At 57.8% G+C, this 16201-nt stretch carries 17 protein-coding genes; 8 read left to right on the top strand and 9 right to left on the bottom strand.

Features of this window, described 5'->3' with window-relative positions; translation table 11 throughout:
* Nucleotides 1-218: 218 nt before the first annotated feature.
* Both xthA and IEX01_RS04670 read left to right on the top strand, forming a co-directional pair.
* The gene (gene xthA, locus IEX01_RS04675; RefSeq protein ID WP_188723336.1) at nucleotides 219-1025 is read left to right on the top strand and encodes an exodeoxyribonuclease III; all 807 of its coding nucleotides are present in this window, start codon (nucleotides 219-221) and stop codon (nucleotides 1023-1025) included.
* 149 nt (nucleotides 1026-1174) lie between these two features.
* Nucleotides 1175-1588: a pyrimidine (deoxy)nucleoside triphosphate diphosphatase gene (locus tag IEX01_RS04670; protein ID WP_048888234.1), complete on the top strand. Its 414-nt coding sequence runs from the start codon at nucleotides 1175-1177 to the stop codon at nucleotides 1586-1588.
* On the opposite strand, the gene IEX01_RS04665 is transcribed toward IEX01_RS04670, so the two are convergent.
* Nucleotides 1548-1856: a DUF1496 domain-containing protein gene (locus IEX01_RS04665; protein WP_229701828.1), complete on the bottom strand. Its 309-nt coding sequence runs from the start codon at nucleotides 1854-1856 to the stop codon at nucleotides 1548-1550. The two genes, IEX01_RS04670 and IEX01_RS04665, sit on opposite strands and share 41 nt — an antisense overlap.
* Nucleotides 1857-2114: 258 nt before the next feature.
* Here IEX01_RS04665 and gdhA point away from each other — a divergent pair, with 258 nt between their 5' ends.
* Nucleotides 2115-3458: an NADP-specific glutamate dehydrogenase gene (gdhA, locus tag IEX01_RS04660; RefSeq protein ID WP_188723335.1), complete on the top strand. Its 1344-nt coding sequence runs from the start codon at nucleotides 2115-2117 to the stop codon at nucleotides 3456-3458.
* 54 nt (nucleotides 3459-3512) lie between these two features.
* Here gdhA and IEX01_RS04655 read toward each other — a convergent pair whose 3' ends face one another.
* From IEX01_RS04655 to IEX01_RS04640, 4 genes are all read right to left on the bottom strand, one after another.
* Nucleotides 3513-3689 carry an HTH domain-containing protein gene (locus tag IEX01_RS04655; RefSeq protein WP_024558047.1) on the bottom strand — a complete coding sequence of 59 codons (177 nt, stop codon included), beginning with the start codon at nucleotides 3687-3689 and terminating at the stop codon, nucleotides 3513-3515.
* An 81-nt stretch (nucleotides 3690-3770) separates the two neighbouring features.
* A complete protein-coding gene (locus IEX01_RS04650) occupies nucleotides 3771-5726 on the bottom strand; it encodes a DNA topoisomerase III (RefSeq protein WP_188723334.1) in 1956 nt (651 codons plus the stop codon).
* A gap of 4 nt (nucleotides 5727-5730) precedes the next feature.
* The gene (gene selD / locus IEX01_RS04645) at nucleotides 5731-6774 is read right to left on the bottom strand and encodes a selenide, water dikinase SelD (protein ID WP_024558045.1); all 1044 of its coding nucleotides are present in this window, start codon (nucleotides 6772-6774) and stop codon (nucleotides 5731-5733) included.
* Nucleotides 6775-6919: 145 nt separating this feature from the next.
* Complete coding sequence (locus IEX01_RS04640) at nucleotides 6920-7471, bottom strand: NAD(P)H nitroreductase (RefSeq protein ID WP_024559603.1); 552 nt, start codon at nucleotides 7469-7471, stop codon at nucleotides 6920-6922.
* Nucleotides 7472-7647: 176 nt separating this feature from the next.
* On the opposite strand from IEX01_RS04640, the gene sppA reads away from it, so the two are divergent.
* The 3 genes from sppA (at nucleotide 7648) to pncA (ending at nucleotide 11257) form a co-directional block, all read left to right on the top strand.
* On the top strand, nucleotides 7648-9501 hold the full coding sequence (sppA, locus tag IEX01_RS04635; protein ID WP_024558043.1) for a signal peptide peptidase SppA: 1854 nt from the start codon (nucleotides 7648-7650) through the stop codon (nucleotides 9499-9501).
* 87 nt (nucleotides 9502-9588) lie between these two features.
* Nucleotides 9589-10605 carry an asparaginase gene (ansA, locus tag IEX01_RS04630; RefSeq protein WP_188723333.1) on the top strand — a complete coding sequence of 339 codons (1017 nt, stop codon included), beginning with the start codon at nucleotides 9589-9591 and terminating at the stop codon, nucleotides 10603-10605.
* Nucleotides 10606-10615: 10 nt separating this feature from the next.
* The gene (gene pncA / locus IEX01_RS04625; protein WP_024558041.1) at nucleotides 10616-11257 is read left to right on the top strand and encodes a bifunctional nicotinamidase/pyrazinamidase; all 642 of its coding nucleotides are present in this window, start codon (nucleotides 10616-10618) and stop codon (nucleotides 11255-11257) included.
* A 95-nt stretch (nucleotides 11258-11352) separates the two neighbouring features.
* Here pncA and IEX01_RS04620 read toward each other — a convergent pair whose 3' ends face one another.
* Both IEX01_RS04620 and msrB read right to left on the bottom strand, forming a co-directional pair.
* Nucleotides 11353-11631: a YeaC family protein gene (locus IEX01_RS04620; RefSeq protein ID WP_024558040.1), complete on the bottom strand. Its 279-nt coding sequence runs from the start codon at nucleotides 11629-11631 to the stop codon at nucleotides 11353-11355.
* Between the two features lie 39 nt (nucleotides 11632-11670).
* A complete protein-coding gene (gene msrB / locus IEX01_RS04615; RefSeq protein WP_024558039.1) occupies nucleotides 11671-12084 on the bottom strand; it encodes a peptide-methionine (R)-S-oxide reductase MsrB in 414 nt (137 codons plus the stop codon).
* A 345-nt stretch (nucleotides 12085-12429) separates the two neighbouring features.
* Between msrB and gapA the strand changes: the two genes are divergently transcribed.
* Nucleotides 12430-13425 carry a glyceraldehyde-3-phosphate dehydrogenase gene (gene gapA, locus IEX01_RS04610; protein WP_024558038.1) on the top strand — a complete coding sequence of 332 codons (996 nt, stop codon included), beginning with the start codon at nucleotides 12430-12432 and terminating at the stop codon, nucleotides 13423-13425.
* A 76-nt stretch (nucleotides 13426-13501) separates the two neighbouring features.
* Nucleotides 13502-14389 carry a D-hexose-6-phosphate mutarotase gene (locus IEX01_RS04605; protein WP_024558037.1) on the top strand — a complete coding sequence of 296 codons (888 nt, stop codon included), beginning with the start codon at nucleotides 13502-13504 and terminating at the stop codon, nucleotides 14387-14389.
* A 39-nt stretch (nucleotides 14390-14428) separates the two neighbouring features.
* Here the strand turns inward: IEX01_RS04605 and IEX01_RS04600 are convergent, their stop codons facing one another.
* Both IEX01_RS04600 and IEX01_RS04595 read right to left on the bottom strand, forming a co-directional pair.
* Nucleotides 14429-15283 carry an aldo/keto reductase gene (locus tag IEX01_RS04600; protein ID WP_188723332.1) on the bottom strand — a complete coding sequence of 285 codons (855 nt, stop codon included), beginning with the start codon at nucleotides 15281-15283 and terminating at the stop codon, nucleotides 14429-14431.
* A gap of 97 nt (nucleotides 15284-15380) precedes the next feature.
* Nucleotides 15381-16127, bottom strand: coding sequence for a MipA/OmpV family protein (locus tag IEX01_RS04595; RefSeq protein WP_024558035.1), 747 nt, complete (start codon nucleotides 16125-16127; stop codon nucleotides 15381-15383).
* Nucleotides 16128-16201 lie beyond the last annotated feature (74 nt).

Here is a 16201-nt window from a genome sequence, read left to right as displayed (position 1 = left end):
ATCCTTCTGGATTTGTGATCGCAGGCAGGATTCAGAGGAAAAAAACGCCCTTTTTTAGGGCGCCATGCGCTGAAACAGGGCGCTGTGCGCCGAAACGGGGCGTAGCGGCGAAAGCGAGCCATTCATCCGCGCAAGTAAAAGGATGGCCTCAGGGGCAGCGATGCGGGGGCTTTTCTGATATTCTCTGGCGCCTGACTTTCCGCAATGTGGCAGCGACTATGAAATTTGTCTCTTTTAATATCAACGGCCTGCGCGCCCGCCCCCATCAGCTTGAAGCGCTGGTGGAGCAGCATCAGCCCGACGTCATCGGTCTTCAGGAAACAAAAGTGCATGACGATATGTTCCCGCTCGAAGAGGTAGCAAAACTCGGTTACAACGTTTTCTACCACGGCCAGAAAGGACATTACGGCGTGGCGCTGCTGACAAAAGAGACGCCGGTCGCCGTGCGTCGCGGCTTTCCGGGGGATAATGAAGAGGCGCAGCGCCGTCTGATTATGGCGGAGATCCCCTCTGAAATCGGCAACATTACGGTAATTAACGGTTATTTCCCTCAGGGCGAAAGCCGCGACCATCCGACAAAATTCCCGGCTAAAGCGGCGTTTTATCAAAACCTGCAGGATTATCTGGAAAGCGAGCTTAAGCGCGAGAACCCGGTGCTTATTATGGGTGATATGAATATCAGCCCAACGGATCTGGATATCGGCATCGGCGAAGAGAGCCGCAAACGCTGGCTGCGCACCGGCAAGTGCTCGTTCCTGCCGGAAGAGCGCGAATGGATGGGCCGCCTGCTGAACTGGGGGCTGGTAGATACCTACCGCCATGCTCACCCGGAATCGACCGACCGCTTCTCCTGGTTCGACTATCGTTCGCGCGGCTTTGACGATAATCGCGGGCTGCGCATCGACCTGCTGCTGGCAAGCTCGCCGCTAATGGAGCGTCTGGTGGAAACCGGTATCGACTACGATATTCGCGCCATGGAAAAACCGTCCGACCATGCGCCGGTGTGGGCGAAATTTAAGCTTTAAGCATCGTTATATGCGTGCTCGCCTTTTTTCTTTTCAGGGCGAGCGCAAAGCGAAATCCGCAGACGACTCTGTCCGTCCCGCTCGCCGCTTCTCTCCCCTGAGGGGAGCGGTAAGGCGAGCACGGACGTCTCTTTTTTCATCTTGAGCTTATGAAAACGATTGATGTTGTCGCCGCCATTATCGAAAAGCAGGGCAAGATCCTGCTGGCGCAGCGGCCAGCCAGCGGCGACCAGCCGGGACGCTGGGAGTTTCCCGGCGGCAAAGTGGAAGCGGGAGAAAGCCAGCCGCAGGCGCTGGCGCGCGAGTTGGCGGAGGAATTAGGCATTCAGGCGCACGTGGGCCGCTATGTCGCGAGCCACGAGCAGGAAGTCAGCGGCAGACGCATCCGTCTGCACGCCTGGCATGTGGCCGATTTCGCAGGCACGCTGAATGCTCACTGCCACAGCGCGCTGGTGTGGTGCTACCCCGCCGACGCGTCGCGTTATGATCTCGCTCCGGCGGATATCCCCCTGCTCGCCGCGTTTATGGCTGCACGCGACGCCAGACCAGAGGGTTCGTGCTAACCGTTTTTTCATCGCGCTGGCATTGCAGCATGACGCCCTGAGCATTGACGACCGCCCCTTCCGAATAGTTTTGATCCTGATAAATACAGCACTGGTTACAGGGCGGCGGGCGATGACCGCCGCTGCTGAACACTTCCGGCGGTACGGCAACGCCAATATCCGAGGGGTAGCGCTCTTCGGGATACCCGTCGGAACCCGAATGATAACGCTCTCCCGCTGCGCAAAAGCCCGACAGCAGCAGTAATCCTCCCGCCAGCACTACGTTAATCCTGAGCATGCATTTTCTCCTGATGGTTACGGTTACGCCGCGCCGTTAACCGCTACTGCGCCATATCTCACAAGCTTCGTCAATATATCGCTTCTTGTCATAAGTTTTCATGATGATAACGAAAAAAAGCCACCGGGCAGCCGACAAAATTTGCTTGCTTTATCGCCTTAACTGAATGATATAGTCGCCGGGTTGGCGCATTTTTATTCATAAATTTCACAAATAAAATCATTTATCTATAAAAGGAGCTTATACCTTATGGGACAACATCTTACTCTGGAGCAGTTTCTTTCCTCTGCGCAGCAGCGCGACCCGCACCAGCCGGAATTCGCCCAGGCGGTGCGCGAAGTAATGACCACCCTGTGGCCCTTTCTGGATACCCATCCTCACTACCGCGACCACGCTTTACTGGCGCGCCTTGTCGAGCCGGAGCGGGTTATTCAGTTTCGCGTCGTATGGGTAAACGATCGTAATGAAGTGCAGGTCAACCGCGCCTGGCGCGTGCAGTTCAACTCCGCCATCGGCCCCTACAAAGGCGGCATGCGCTTTCACCCGTCCGTGAACTTATCGATTCTGAAATTTCTCGGCTTTGAACAAACGTTTAAAAATGCACTGACGACGCTGCCCATGGGCGGCGGCAAAGGCGGCAGCGATTTCGACCCCAAAGGCAAGAGCGAAGGCGAAATTATGCGTTTTTGCCAGGCGCTGATGACCGAACTGTGGCGCCACCTCGGCCCGGATACCGACGTTCCGGCGGGCGACATCGGCGTGGGCGGACGCGAGGTCGGCTATATGGCGGGCATGATGAAAAAGCTCGGCAACCATAACGCCTGCGTCTTTACCGGCAAAGGGCTCTCTTTCGGCGGCAGTCTGATTCGCCCGGAAGCGACCGGCTATGGACTGATTTACTTCACCGACGCCATGCTCAAGCAGCACGGCATGGCGCTTGAAGGGATGCGCGTGGCGGTCTCCGGCTCCGGCAATGTCGCGCAATACGCTATTGAAAAAGCGATGCTTTACGGCGCGCGCGTCATCACCGCCTCCGATTCCAACGGCACGGTGGTGGATGAAAGCGGCTTCACGACGGAAAAGCTGGCGCGACTGGCGCAGATTAAGGCAAGCCGCGACGGCCGCGTAGCCGATTACGCGCGCGAGTTTAAGCTGACGTATCTGGAAGGCAAACAGCCCTGGAGCGTGCCGGTGGATATCGCCCTGCCCTGCGCTACGCAAAATGAACTGGATCTCGAGGCGGCATTAACGCTCATCGCCAATGGCGTAAAAGCCGTGGCGGAAGGCGCGAATATGCCCACCACGATTGAAGCTACCGACGCGTTTCTGGCAGCGGGCGTGCTCTTTGCCCCAGGAAAAGCGGCCAATGCGGGCGGCGTCGCCACTTCCGGGCTTGAGATGGCGCAAAACGCCGCGCGTATGGGGTGGAAAGCGGAGAAAGTGGACGCCCGCCTGCACCACATCATGCACGACATCCACCACGCCTGCGTGACCTATGGCGAAGGCGAGCGCCAGGTAAACTATGTGCGCGGCGCCAATATCGCGGGCTTTGTGAAAGTGGCGGACGCGATGCTGGCGCAGGGCGTTATCTGAACGGCGGAGAATAAAAAAGCCTGCGTCGGCGCGACGCAGGCTTATCAAGGTCAGTTAAGCGGGCTGCCATTTACAGCGAACCGGGGAGACAATGCGCCCCTGCGCTTTCAGGTTCTTAAACGCCTTATCGATGGCTTTGCGCTCGAGCTCGCAAACCTTTTCAATTTCACCCGCCGAAACCGGCTTGCCAGCCTCTTTCATCAGTTGCAGTACTTTCGTTTCATTGTCCATTGAAAACACCTGTCGCGTTATCCGTTACGCCGCACCCGCGGCGCCGACATGATAAAGCAAAACCACACCTAAACAAGGGGTTTACTCCATTGCGCCGCCCGACGCGGGCGCGCCGGTTTTTTTACTGCGTCCGCCGCCTTTTTTGCCGCCTTTGAATTTCCGCGCCCCTTTGGCCTGCGGCGCCGCGAGGCCGCGGAACTGGCGAACCGGCGCGCTGCGCGCCTGGTCTATCAGCGCGTAGAGGGTTTGCACCAGCGGCGTCATAAAGTCCTGATAACGGCACTGCTTCTCGCTGATTTGCGTCAGCGTCGATTCCCACTGCGCCGTCATGTCCGGACGCGCCGCCAGCTCCGGCAGCGCATGGATAAGCGCCCGGCCCGGCTCGGTCGAGCGAATATAACGCCCCTGCTTCTCCAGAAAGCCGCGCTTAAACAACAGCTCGATAATCCCCGCGCGGGTGGCCTCTGTTCCCAGCCCGTCGGTGGCGCGCAGGATTTTTTTGAGATCTTTATCCTGCACAAAGCGGGCGATGCCGGTCATTGCGGAAAGCAAGGTGGCGTCGGTGAAATGGCGCGGCGGCTGCGTCTGCCGCTCCACCACTTCGCCATGCTCGCACAGCAGTTCATCGTCTTTGGCGACCACCGGCAAAGGCGAGCCATCGTTTTCTTCATCCCGCTCTTTCGCCCCAAGCAGTGTGCGCCAGCCCGCTTCCGCCAGAAAGCGGGCTTTGGCGATAAACTTGCCGCCTGCGATATCAAGGTCGATAACGCATTTGCGAAATACCGCGTCAGCGCAGAATTGCATCAGGTACTGGCGGGCGATAAGCCCGTACACTTTCGCCTCGCCGTCGTTAAGCGAAACGGAAGAGCTGCGGGCTGTCGGAATGATGGCGTGGTGCGCATCGACCTTTTTATCATCCCAGCAGCGGTTACGGCGCTCCGGGTCCACCGCCGGTTGCGGCAGCAGATCGCTTGCGTGAACGCCAATCGCCTTTATTACCGCGTGCCGTCCGGCAAAATGCTCTTCCGGCAGATAGCGGCAGTCGGAACGCGGGTAGGTAATCAGCTTGTGGGTTTCATAGAGCTTCTGGCAGATATCCAGCACGTTCTGCGCCGAAAGACCAAAGCGCTTCGCCGCTTCAATCTGTAATGCCGAAAGGGAAAACGGCAGCGGCGCGGCTTCCGATTCGCGTTTATCGCTGTAGGCCGTGACCCTCGCGGGCTGCCCGGCGATACGCTTGACGACATGCTCAGCAAGCGCCCGGTTAAGCAGCCTGCCCTCTTCATCCTGGTGCGGCTCGCACGCCTCGCTGGGCTGCCAGGTGGCGACAAAGCGCTCATCCTTCGGCGTGACGATATGCGCTTTCACTTCGAAATAATCTTTGGGTATGAAGTTTTCTATCTCTTCATCGCGTCTGACCACCAGCCCCAGCACCGGCGTTTGCACGCGCCCGACCGACAATACCCCCTGATAGCCGGCATTTTGCCCAAGGAGGGTATACGCGCGGGTCATGTTGATGCCATACAACCAGTCAGCGCGGGCGCGGGCCAGCGCAGAAGTGCTGAGCGGCACAAACTCCCGGTTTTCACGCAGGCGGGAGATGGCGCGCTCCACTGCCTGCGGGTTGAGGTCGTTTATCAGGCAACGTTGTACCTGCTTGCGTTTTTCCGCAGGGAGCTGCAGGTAGTCCAGCACTTCGTCTACCAGCAACTGTCCTTCGCGGTCCGGGTCGCCCGCGTGCACCACTTCGCTCGCTTCGCGCAGCAGCTTTTTTATTACGTTGAGCTGTTTGGTCACTGAGGCGCGCGGCTGCAACTGCCATTTTTCCGGCACGATAGGCAGGTCCGCCAGGTTCCAGCGCCCATAGCGACTGTCATACGCATCGGGTTGCGCCTGCTCAAGCAGATGGCCTACGCACCAGGTTACCACCTGACCGTTGCCACATTCGATGAAACCATCGCCTTTGCGGTGCGGCTTAGGCAGCACGTCGGCGATGGCGCGCCCGAGGCTGGGCTTTTCGGCGATGAACAACCGCATGGCGTTAGCGGATCTCAATCATCGGACGGCCTGCGCGGGCGTCTCTCAGTTCGCCGATGGCGCTCAGCGTAATGCCGTGCTCCGCCGCGATGGCAGCGACCTCCGCTTCGGCTTGCGGCGTGACGGCCAGCAGCAGGCCGCCGGAGGTTTGCGGGTCGCACAGCAGGTTGCGCCAGGCTTCCGGCATCTCGCCCATCAGGTGGCCGTAGCTGGCGAAGTTGCGCGCCGAGCCGCCCGGCACCGCGCCCTGGGCAATATAGTCTTCCACACCCGGCAGCTTCGGCACCTCCTGATACCAGATTTCCGCCTGTACGCCCGCCCCCTGGCATACTTCGCTCAGGTGGCCGAGCAGGCCGAAGCCAGTCACGTCGGTCATTGCCTTCACGCCTTCAACCCTGGCGAAATCCGCCCCCGCTTTGTTCATACGGCACATCACTTCAGCGGCCAGACCTTTATGCTCATCGCGCAGCAGCGACTTTTTCTCGGCGGTGGTCAGCACGCCGATGCCGAGCGGCTTGGTGAGGAAGAGTTTGCAGCCCGCTTCAGCGGTGCTGTTTTTCTTCACCCGCTCGGTTGGCACAACGCCGGTCACCGCGAGGCCGAAAATAGGTTCAGGCGCGTCAATGGAGTGGCCGCCTGCGAGGCTGATGCCCGCCTGCTGGCAGGCGGCGCGGCCCCCTTCAATCACATCGCGGGCAATTTCCGGCGCCAGCGTGTTAACGGGCCAGCCGAGAATGGCTATCGCCATGATCGGTTTGCCGCCCATGGCGTAGATATCGCTGATGGCATTGGTGGCGGCGATGCGGCCGAAGTCAAACGGATCGTCAACGATAGGCATGAAGAAATCGGTGGTGCTGATGATGCAGGTGCCGTTGCCCAGATCGTAGACCGCGGCGTCGTCGCGGGTTTCGTTGCCCACAAGCAGGTTCGGGTCGACAAACTTCGCCTGCTCGCTGTGCAGGATGGTCTCCAGCACTTTCGGGGAAATTTTGCAACCGCAACCGGCTCCGTGGCTGTATTGCGTCAAACGAATAGCTTGCTCACTCATGGACCTCTCCTGTTGATGAACGGTGTCGCACCCTGCGGGCGGGACGACGCGCGCCTATGGTAGCGCCAGAAAGAGAGGGTGATAAGTACGGCTGTCTGAATTGCGCCGCTTTTGCTCACAATCCAGACAGCCAGAGGCGTTTTTATTAAAAATGGCGAACAAAAGGCGCGGTATCGGGCACGCTGATGGTCGTGGAGGCTTTTAACTGCGGGGTGCCGAGATAGAGAAAACCGACAATCCGATCCTGCTCGCGGCATTCGAACGCTTCGCGAACCTGCGGGCTTTCCGTTAGCGCGCCGCTGCGCCAGATGCCGTTGAAGCCCTGGGCCAGCGCCGCCATCTGCATCGCCATGACCGCGCAACTCGCAGAAGCCACCTGCTCCCACTGCGGCACTTTCGGGTGCGCTTCGCAGTGCGCGACCACGGTGATAATCATCGGCGCGCGAAACGGCGCGTTGCGCGCTTTCTCGATAGCCTTTTCATCCTGCCCGGTTTCCCGTGCGGCTTTTTCCAGCAGCTGACTAAAGCGCTCACGCCCTTCGCCTTCGATAATAAAGAATCGCCAGGGTTGCAGGGTGCCGTGATCGGGGGCGCGCATCGCGGCGCGCAGGATATTTTCCAGCGCTTCGCCCGCTGGCGCAGGTTCGGCCAGCCGGGAGGCGCTACGGCGGTTAACGAGCAGTTCAAGTGCGTCCATCAGGTCTCTCCTGTCATGCATTTTGTTTACAAAATTAACACAGCGCCCTCTTTTGTTACAGCATCGCCCCTCTTTCCTGCTGACAAGCCGCCTGCCTCTATTTACACTTTGAGCGCCCCCGCGTTTGAGGCGGGCGGCTTACGGGATACCCCCGTTCACACGATTAGGGAGAGGATATGCGAACCCTGTGGCGAATTATTGCCGGCTTTTTTAAGTGGACATGGCGTCTGCTCAATTTTATCCGCGAACTGGTGATGAACCTGTTCTTTATTTTGCTCATCCTGGCAGGCGTCGGCATCTGGATGCAGCTTGGCGGCGGCGAGTCATCGCAGCCGGGTCGCGGCGCGCTGCTGCTGGATATTACCGGCGTGGTGGTGGACAAACCATCCGTCAACAACAAGCTTGGCGCGCTGGGCCGCCAGCTGTTCGGCGCCAACTCCGACAGGCTTCAGGAAAACTCGCTGTTTGATATCGTGGCCGCGATTCGCCAGGCGAAAAACGACCGCAATATCACCGGCATCGTGCTGGATCTGAAAGATTTCGCCGGGGCCGACCAACCCTCTATGCAGTATATCGGCAAGGCGCTGCGCGAGTTTCGCGACAGCGGCAAGCCGGTGCTGGCGGTAGGCGACAGCTACACCCAGGGCCAGTATTACCTGGCGAGCTTCGCCAATAAGATCTGGCTGTCACCGCAGGGTGAAGTGGATCTGCACGGCTTCGCCACTAACGGGCTTTACTATAAGTCGTTGCTCGATAAGCTGAAGGTGAGCACCCACGTTTTCCGCGTCGGTACCTATAAATCCGCCGTGGAGCCGTTTATTCGTGACGATATGTCGCCGCAGGCGCGGGAAGCGGATAGCCGCTGGATTGGCGAACTCTGGCAAAATTATCTCAATACGCTGGCGGCCAACCGGCAAATTCCTGCCTCGCAAGTCTTCCCGGGCGCGCAGGGGCTGCTGGCCGGGCTGCAAAAAGCAGGCGGCGACACGGCGAAATATGCGCTCGACAATAAGCTTGTGGATGCGCTTGCCTCCAGCGCCGAGGTGGAAAAAGCGCTGGTTAAGCAATTTGGCTGGAGCAAAAAGGATAAAGACTTCAGCGCGGTAAGCCTTTACGACTACCCGGTGAATAAGCCGACACAGCAGGGCGCGTCCGTCGCCGTGATTTTTGCTAACGGCGCGATTATGGACGGCGAAGAGACGCAAGGTAATGTCGGCGGCGATACCACCGCCTCGCAGATCCGCGACGCGCGCCTCGACCCGCAGGTAAAAGCGATCGTGCTACGCGTAAACAGCCCTGGCGGCAGCGTGACCGCGTCGGAAGTCATCCGCGCTGAACTGGCGGCCGCCAAAGCGGCGGGCAAACCGGTGGTGGTTTCAATGGGCGGCATGGCGGCTTCCGGCGGCTACTGGATTTCGACCCCTGCGAATTACATTGTGGCGAACCCCAGCACGCTGACGGGCTCTATCGGCATCTTCGGCGTGATCAACACCATGGAAAACAGCCTTGATGCTATTGGCGTACACACTGATGGCGTGGCAACGTCCCCGCTGGCGGACGTGTCCGTCACTAAGGCGCTGCCGCCGGAAGTGCAGCAAATGATGCAGCTCACCATCGAAAACGGCTATCAGCGCTTTATCAACCTGGTGGCGCAGTCACGCAGCAAAACGCCGCAGCAGATTGATGAAATTGCCCAGGGCCACGTCTGGACCGGTCAGGATGCGAAAAACAACGGTCTGGTGGACAGCCTCGGCGACTTCGACGACGCGGTGGCGAAGGCGGCGGAGCTTGCGAAACTGAAAAGCTGGCACGTCGACTATTACCAGGACGAGCCCACCTTTATGGATATGGTGCTCAGCGGCGTAAGCGGCTCGGTACAGGCGATGCTGCCGCAAGCGTTGCAGGCTTATCTGCCGGCGCCGCTCAGCGAGGCGGCCAAAACCGCGAAGGCGGAAAGCGATAAACTCGCCGCCTTTAACGACCCGCAAAACCGTTACGCCTTCTGCCTGACCTGCGGCAACGTGCGTTAACGCTATCCCGGCCCGGCTTTTGCCGGGCTGTTTTTTTCTCCCCGCGCCACTATACTGCGCCTATTTATGCACAACCTAAGCGATACCATGCAAAAGAAATCGATTTACGTTGCCTACACCGGTGGCACCATCGGTATGCAACGCTCTGAACAGGGTTACATTCCGGTCTCCGGCCATCTGCAGCGCCAGCTCTCCCTGATGCCGGAGTTTCACCGCCCCGAAATGCCGGATTTCACCATTCATGAATACGCCCCGCTGATGGATTCCTCGGATATGACGCCGCAGGACTGGCAGCATATCGCCGATGACATTAAAGCCCACTACGATGATTACGACGGCTTTGTTATCCTTCACGGCACCGACACCATGGCCTTCACCGCCTCGGCCCTCTCCTTCATGCTGGAGAACCTCAGTAAACCGGTTATTGTCACCGGCTCGCAGATCCCCCTTGCGGAACTGCGCTCGGATGGGCAAATCAATCTGCTGAACTCGCTTTACGTCGCGGCGAACTATCCCATTAACGAAGTCACGCTCTTTTTCAACAATCGTCTCTATCGCGGCAACCGCACCACCAAGGCGCACGCGGATGGTTTTGACGCCTTCGCCTCCCCTAACCTGCCGCCGCTGTTAGAAGCAGGCATTCATATACGTCGCCTGAATACGCCGCCTGCGCCTCACGGACACGGTGAATTGCAGGTGCACCCGATTACGCCGCAGCCTATCGGCGTCGTCACCATCTATCCGGGCATTTCCGCGGATGTGGTGCGAAACTTCCTGCGTCAGCCGGTGCGCGCGCTTATCCTGCGATCGTATGGCGTGGGCAACGCGCCGCAGAACGGCGAATTCCTCAAAGAGCTGGGTGAAGCGTGCGCGCGCGGTATTGTGGTGGTCAACCTGACCCAATGCATGTCCGGTAAAGTCAACATGGGCGGTTACGCCACCGGCAACGCGCTGGCGCATGCGGGCGTTATCAGCGGCTTCGATATGACAGTGGAAGCGACGCTGACTAAACTCCATTACTTACTGAGCCAGGGGCTGGACGCCAGCGAAATTCGCGACGCGATGATGCGCAACCTGCGCGGTGAGCTGACCCCGGACGAATAAGGAGGCTTTCATGACTGCACGCGCCCTGCTGCTGGTGGACTTGCAAAATGACTTCTGCGCCGGCGGCGCGCTCTCCGTCCCGGAAGGCGACAGCACGGTGGACGTAGCGAACGCGCTGATTGAGTGGTGTCAGGCCCGTGACATCCGGATTGTGGCAAGCCAGGACTGGCATCCGGCGAACCATGGTAGCTTCGCCTCGGTGCAGGGAACCGAGCCCTTTACCCAGGGCACGCTTGACGGTCTGCCGCAAACCTGGTGGCCAGACCATTGCGTGCAACATACCGAAGGGGCGGAACTGCACCCGCTGTTAAATAAAAAAGCCATTGAAGCGGTGTTCTACAAAGGCGAGAACCCTACTATTGACAGCTACAGCGCTTTTTTCGATAACGGCCACCGCCAGAAAACGGCGCTGGACAGTTGGCTTCGTGAGCGCGGCGTCAGCGAGCTGATAGTGATGGGGCTTGCAACGGACTATTGTGTGAAATTCACCACCCTGGATGCGCTGAAGCTTGGCTATGACGTAAACGTTATCACCGACGGCTGTCGCGGCGTTAACTTACAGCCGCAGGATAGCGCCCGCGCGTTTATGGAGATGGCGACGGAAGGCGCAACGCTCTACACGCTCGATGACTGGCGGGAAATGCAGGGTTAACGACCCGCGCCGTCGCGCTTCCTTTCAGGCCAGTAAAAAAGCCCTCCATACGGAGGGCTTTTTCGTTCAGCAACGCGTTCAGCTTTGCGTTCAGCTTACTCGGGCTTCATCCTGGCAATAGCAGGCGGCACAATGCCGAACTCTTCTTTAAGCTGCTGTTTGCTCTTCATGACGATAGCGCCGTCCGTGCCGATGGTCATATGCTGCGGCGCCGTGTTATTGCGCATTTGCCACATCATCACCAGCTGCAAACTGTTCTCTTTTTGCTCCGGCGTCAGCGCCACGCCGTCAGGCCATTTTCCCAATTCCACCGCCGTGGCGAGGCGCTGATAAACTTCCGGCGTCATGCTGCTGATGAGGTCATCCAGGTTCATAAAAGCAAGTCTCCAGGAATAATTTGCTGAATCGATTCTTCAGCCTTTAATTTGCTCGCCGCCGTCGTCATCAGAAAAGCTCAGTGAGGCGGAGTTGACGCAATAACGTTCGCCTGTCGGCTGTGGGCCATCCGGGAAAACGTGACCTAAATGCGCATCGCAGGTGCCGCAACGGATCTCAATACGCTGCATGCCGTGCGAGTAATCATTGAGATAGCGGATAGCATTTTCGCTTACCGGCTCATAAAAACTCGGCCAGCCGCAGCCAGAGTCATATTTGGATTGCGAGTTAAACAAAGGCGCATCGCACACCAGGCAGTGGTAGACGCCTTCCCGCTTGTTATGCAGCAGACGACCGGTGAACGGCGGCTCGGTGCCGTGGTTCTGGGTGACATAAAACTGCATTTCCGTCAGGGTTTTCTTCAGTTCATCCTGGGAGTTTTGATTGGCCATAATTCACATCTCGGGGCAGGGTTAAGCAGTCACATTATCTGGCAGATTCTAACAAAACATTAACAGTGACGTGTCATCTTTTAGACTAAACTTAGCGCTGAAAGAAAGCCCAGGGGCTAAATGTGATGGCGTTCACGTTTTTGGTTTAATGGGCCTTTAAAATTCACCGCAACGTCCCAATGTGGTGCTGTAGCTCAAAAGGAAGAGTGAGCGAGTCAGTCGAGCAAAGGTTGTGCACAGGATTGATTTGTCGCAATGATTGACACGATTCCGCTTGACGCTGCGTAAGGTTTTTGTAATTTTACAGCCAACCTTTTATTCACTAACAAATAGCTGGTGGAATATATGACTATCAAAGTAGGTATCAACGGTTTTGGCCGTATCGGTCGCATTGTTTTCCGTGCTGCTCAGAAACGTTCTGACGTGGAAATCGTTGCAATCAACGATCTGTTAGACGCTGACTACATGGCTTACATGCTGAAGTATGACTCCACTCACGGCCGTTTCGACGGTACCGTTGAAGTGCAGGACGGTCACCTGATCGTTAACGGTAAAAAAATCCGCGTTACCGCTGAAAAAGACCCGGCTAACCTGAAATGGGATGAAGTGGGTGTTGACGTAGTCGCTGAAGCAACCGGTATCTTCCTGACCGACGAAACCGCTCGTAAGCATATCACCGCTGGCGCGAAAAAAGTGGTAATGACTGGCCCGTCCAAAGACAACACCCCGATGTTCGTACGTGGTGCTAACTTTGATAAATACGCAGGCCAGGACATCGTTTCCAACGCATCCTGCACCACCAACTGCCTGGCGCCGCTGGCTAAAGTTATCAACGACAACTTCGGCATCATCGAAGGTCTGATGACTACCGTTCACGCTACCACCGCTACGCAGAAAACCGTTGACGGCCCGTCTCACAAAGACTGGCGCGGCGGCCGTGGCGCGGCTCAGAATATCATCCCGTCCTCTACCGGCGCAGCTAAAGCGGTAGGTAAAGTGCTGCCGGAACTGAACGGCAAACTGACTGGTATGGCGTTCCGCGTTCCGACCCCGAACGTATCCGTTGTAGACCTGACCGTTCGTCTGGAAAAAGCAGCCACTTACGAGCAGATCAAAGACGCGATTAAGAAAGCGGCTGAAGGCGAAATGAAAGGCGTGCTGGGCTACACCGAAGATGACGTGGTTTCCACCGACTTCAACGGCGAAATCTGCACTTCTGTATTCGATGCCAAAGCAGGTATCGCGCTGAACGACAACTTCGTGAAACTGGTTTCCTGGTACGACAACGAAACCGGCTACTCCAACAAAGTTCTGGACCTGATCGCTCACATCTCCAAATAAGACGAGATGAGAATCTGATCCTAAGGGCGACTTCGGTCGCCCTTTTTTATGGCTTCGAGACAGAGGATTGCCCGAAATGATGAATAAGATTTTTGCGCTGCCGGTAGTTGAACAGATTACGCCTGTCCTTTCCCGCCGCCAGCAGGATGAGCTGGAACTGATCGTGGTGGATCACCCTCAGGTTCGTGCCTCATTTGCGCTGCAGGGCGCGCATTTGCTCTCCTGGAAACCGGCCGGCGAAGAAGAAGTGCTGTGGCTGAGCGACATTACGCCATTCAAAACTGGCGTGGCGCTGCGCGGCGGCGTGCCTGTCTGCTGGCCGTGGTTTGGCCCGGCGGCGCAGAAAGAACTGCCTTCTCACGGCTTCGCCCGCAACCTGCCCTGGTCCTTAAGCGCTCATAATGAAGACGAAAACGGCGTCGTGCTGACGTTTGAACTGCACAGCAGCGATGCCAGCCGTCAGTACTGGCCGCACGATTTCACGCTCTACGCCCGTTTCAAAGTAGGCAAAACGTGTGAAATGGAACTGGAAGCGCACGGCGATTTCGAAACTACCTCTGCGCTGCACACCTACTTCAACGTAGGCGACATCAGCGCGGTTAAGGTCAGCGGCCTTGGCGACACCTATATTGATAAAGTGAACGGCGGGGAACAGGGCAAACTTAGCGATGGCGTCCAGACCTTCCCGGACCGCACCGACCGCGTTTATCTGAACGCCGAAGCGTGCAGCCTGATTCACGACGCTGCGCTCAAGCGCTGTATTGAAGTGGTGCATCACCACCACAGCAATGTGGTGGGCTGGAACCCGGGCCCGGCGCTCTCTGTCAGCATGGCGGACGTACCGGATGAGGGCTATAAGAGCTTTGTTTGCGTGGAGACCGCCTGCGTGACGACGCCGCAGAAAACACGCGTTGAGAAACCTTCCCGCCTGGCGCAGACGCTGCGCGTAGTGAAAAAAGGGTAAGCCTCGCTCCCCTCGCCTCCCGGCGAGGGGAAAACGCGCTTACACCACATCCAGCCGCGTTTTTCCTTTTGGCGCCGGAAATGCGTTATCCAGCCGGGCCAGTTCGTCGTCGCTTAAGCTTATCTCCAGCGCGGCCGCGTTTTCTTTCACATGCATTACGCTGCCCGCTTTAGGAATAGCCATTACCCCCTGATGGCTGATAACCCACGCCAGCAGCAGTTGCGCTACCGAAATGCCGCGCTCGCGGGCAATATCATTTACCACCGGGTCATGCATCAACCCTTCGCGCAGCCTGCCCGCCTGCGCCAGCGGACAGTAAGCCATGACCGGCACCTGATGCTGCTGGCACCAGGGTAGCAGGTCATGTTCTATGCCGCGGGAGGCGAGATGGTACAGCACCTGATCGGTAACGCACTCGCTGCCACCGCCGATGCGCCAGAGCGCCTGCATATCGTCGTAATCCAGATTAGAGACGCCCCAGCGGCGGATTTTCCCCTGCTGCATCAGCGTCTGCATGACGTCGACCGTCTCTTCCAGCGGGATATCGCCACGCCAGTGCAGCAGGTAGAGATCGAGATAATCGGTGCCGAGTCGCTTCAGGCTCGCTTCGCAGGCGGCAATGGCTTTCGCTCCGCCCGCATTCCACGGGTAGACTTTGGAAACCAGAAACACGTTGTCGCGCAGCCCGCGTATCGCCTCGCCCACCACTTTTTCAGCGCCGCCTTCGGCATACATCTCAGCGGTATCGATAAGCGTTAAACCGAGGTCGACGCCCGCGCGCAGTGCATCCGCCTCGCTCTTGCGCTGGCTCGCCTTTTCCCCCATGTACCAGGTTCCCTGGCCAATAGCGGGCAGCGCCAGCGCTTCAGGAAAGATAACCTCTTTTTTCGCCATCACATCCTCCGTAACCGTTGCCTGTAAACATTGCACCACGGAAATGCAAACGGGGCGCGAACGCCCCGTTATTAAGCAATATATGCACTACACAGGATCAGAAGGTGTATGTCACACCCGCTGATAACAGACCCGCCCAGGATTTATCCACCATCGGGCTGTCTTTGATCTCGTCGCTAAGACGGGTATAGCGCCCGGAGCCGTAAACTGTCCAGTTGTCCGACATACGATAGCTGGCGGTCAACTCAACATACGGGTTCCAGCCATCTTCCGGATCGTAATCGTCAAGGCCGCTGCGGCGAGACTCGTTGCGGCTCACGCCGAAGTAGTACTCGTTCATGTTATCGCTGTTCCACTCCGCGCCGATGCCAGGCGTCAGCGTCAGGTTGCCGTTGGTATAGCGATAAAGCCAGGCGATATCCCAGAGGATGCCGTTATTGTTATCCAGCGTGTCGCCTGCAAGAGAGGTGCGCAGGAAACCGTACTGCGTGAAGTGCGTGTAGGAAAGGCCCGCCATTAAGGTGGACTTGCGTTTATCCAGACGGCGAAGCTGTTCGTCATCGCTGTCCTTCGGCTTGAACTGGAACGGAAGATAATAGGCCATGATGGAGAGCTTATCCGTCTGGTCGTTCCAGACGTAATAGCCCGCGCCGAGGCCACGAACCCAGAAGTTATCCCCTTCGTAATTGATGACCGGAATAGGCACAACTTTCTGGTCATACTCTTTGTAGGGGGTGTCCGCCCAGCCCGCCCCTACGCCAATTGACAGCGGGCCTTCAGCCAGCGCCGCAGCGCTCATTGACGCCATCGCGACGCCTAATGCCAGAAATTTGAATTTGCTCACAATCCATTACGTCCTTTCATCAAATAATCAGCGAAGTGAAGTGTAACCGCGCAACCCCCTCATCCCAAAATTTT

The sequence above is a fragment of the Franconibacter daqui genome, from assembly GCF_014644275.1.
GTDB classification, from domain to species: domain Bacteria; phylum Pseudomonadota; class Gammaproteobacteria; order Enterobacterales; family Enterobacteriaceae; genus Franconibacter; species Franconibacter pulveris.
The sequence above is the reverse complement of the archived record's forward strand: the minus strand, read 5'-3'. Positions and strand labels throughout refer to the sequence as shown.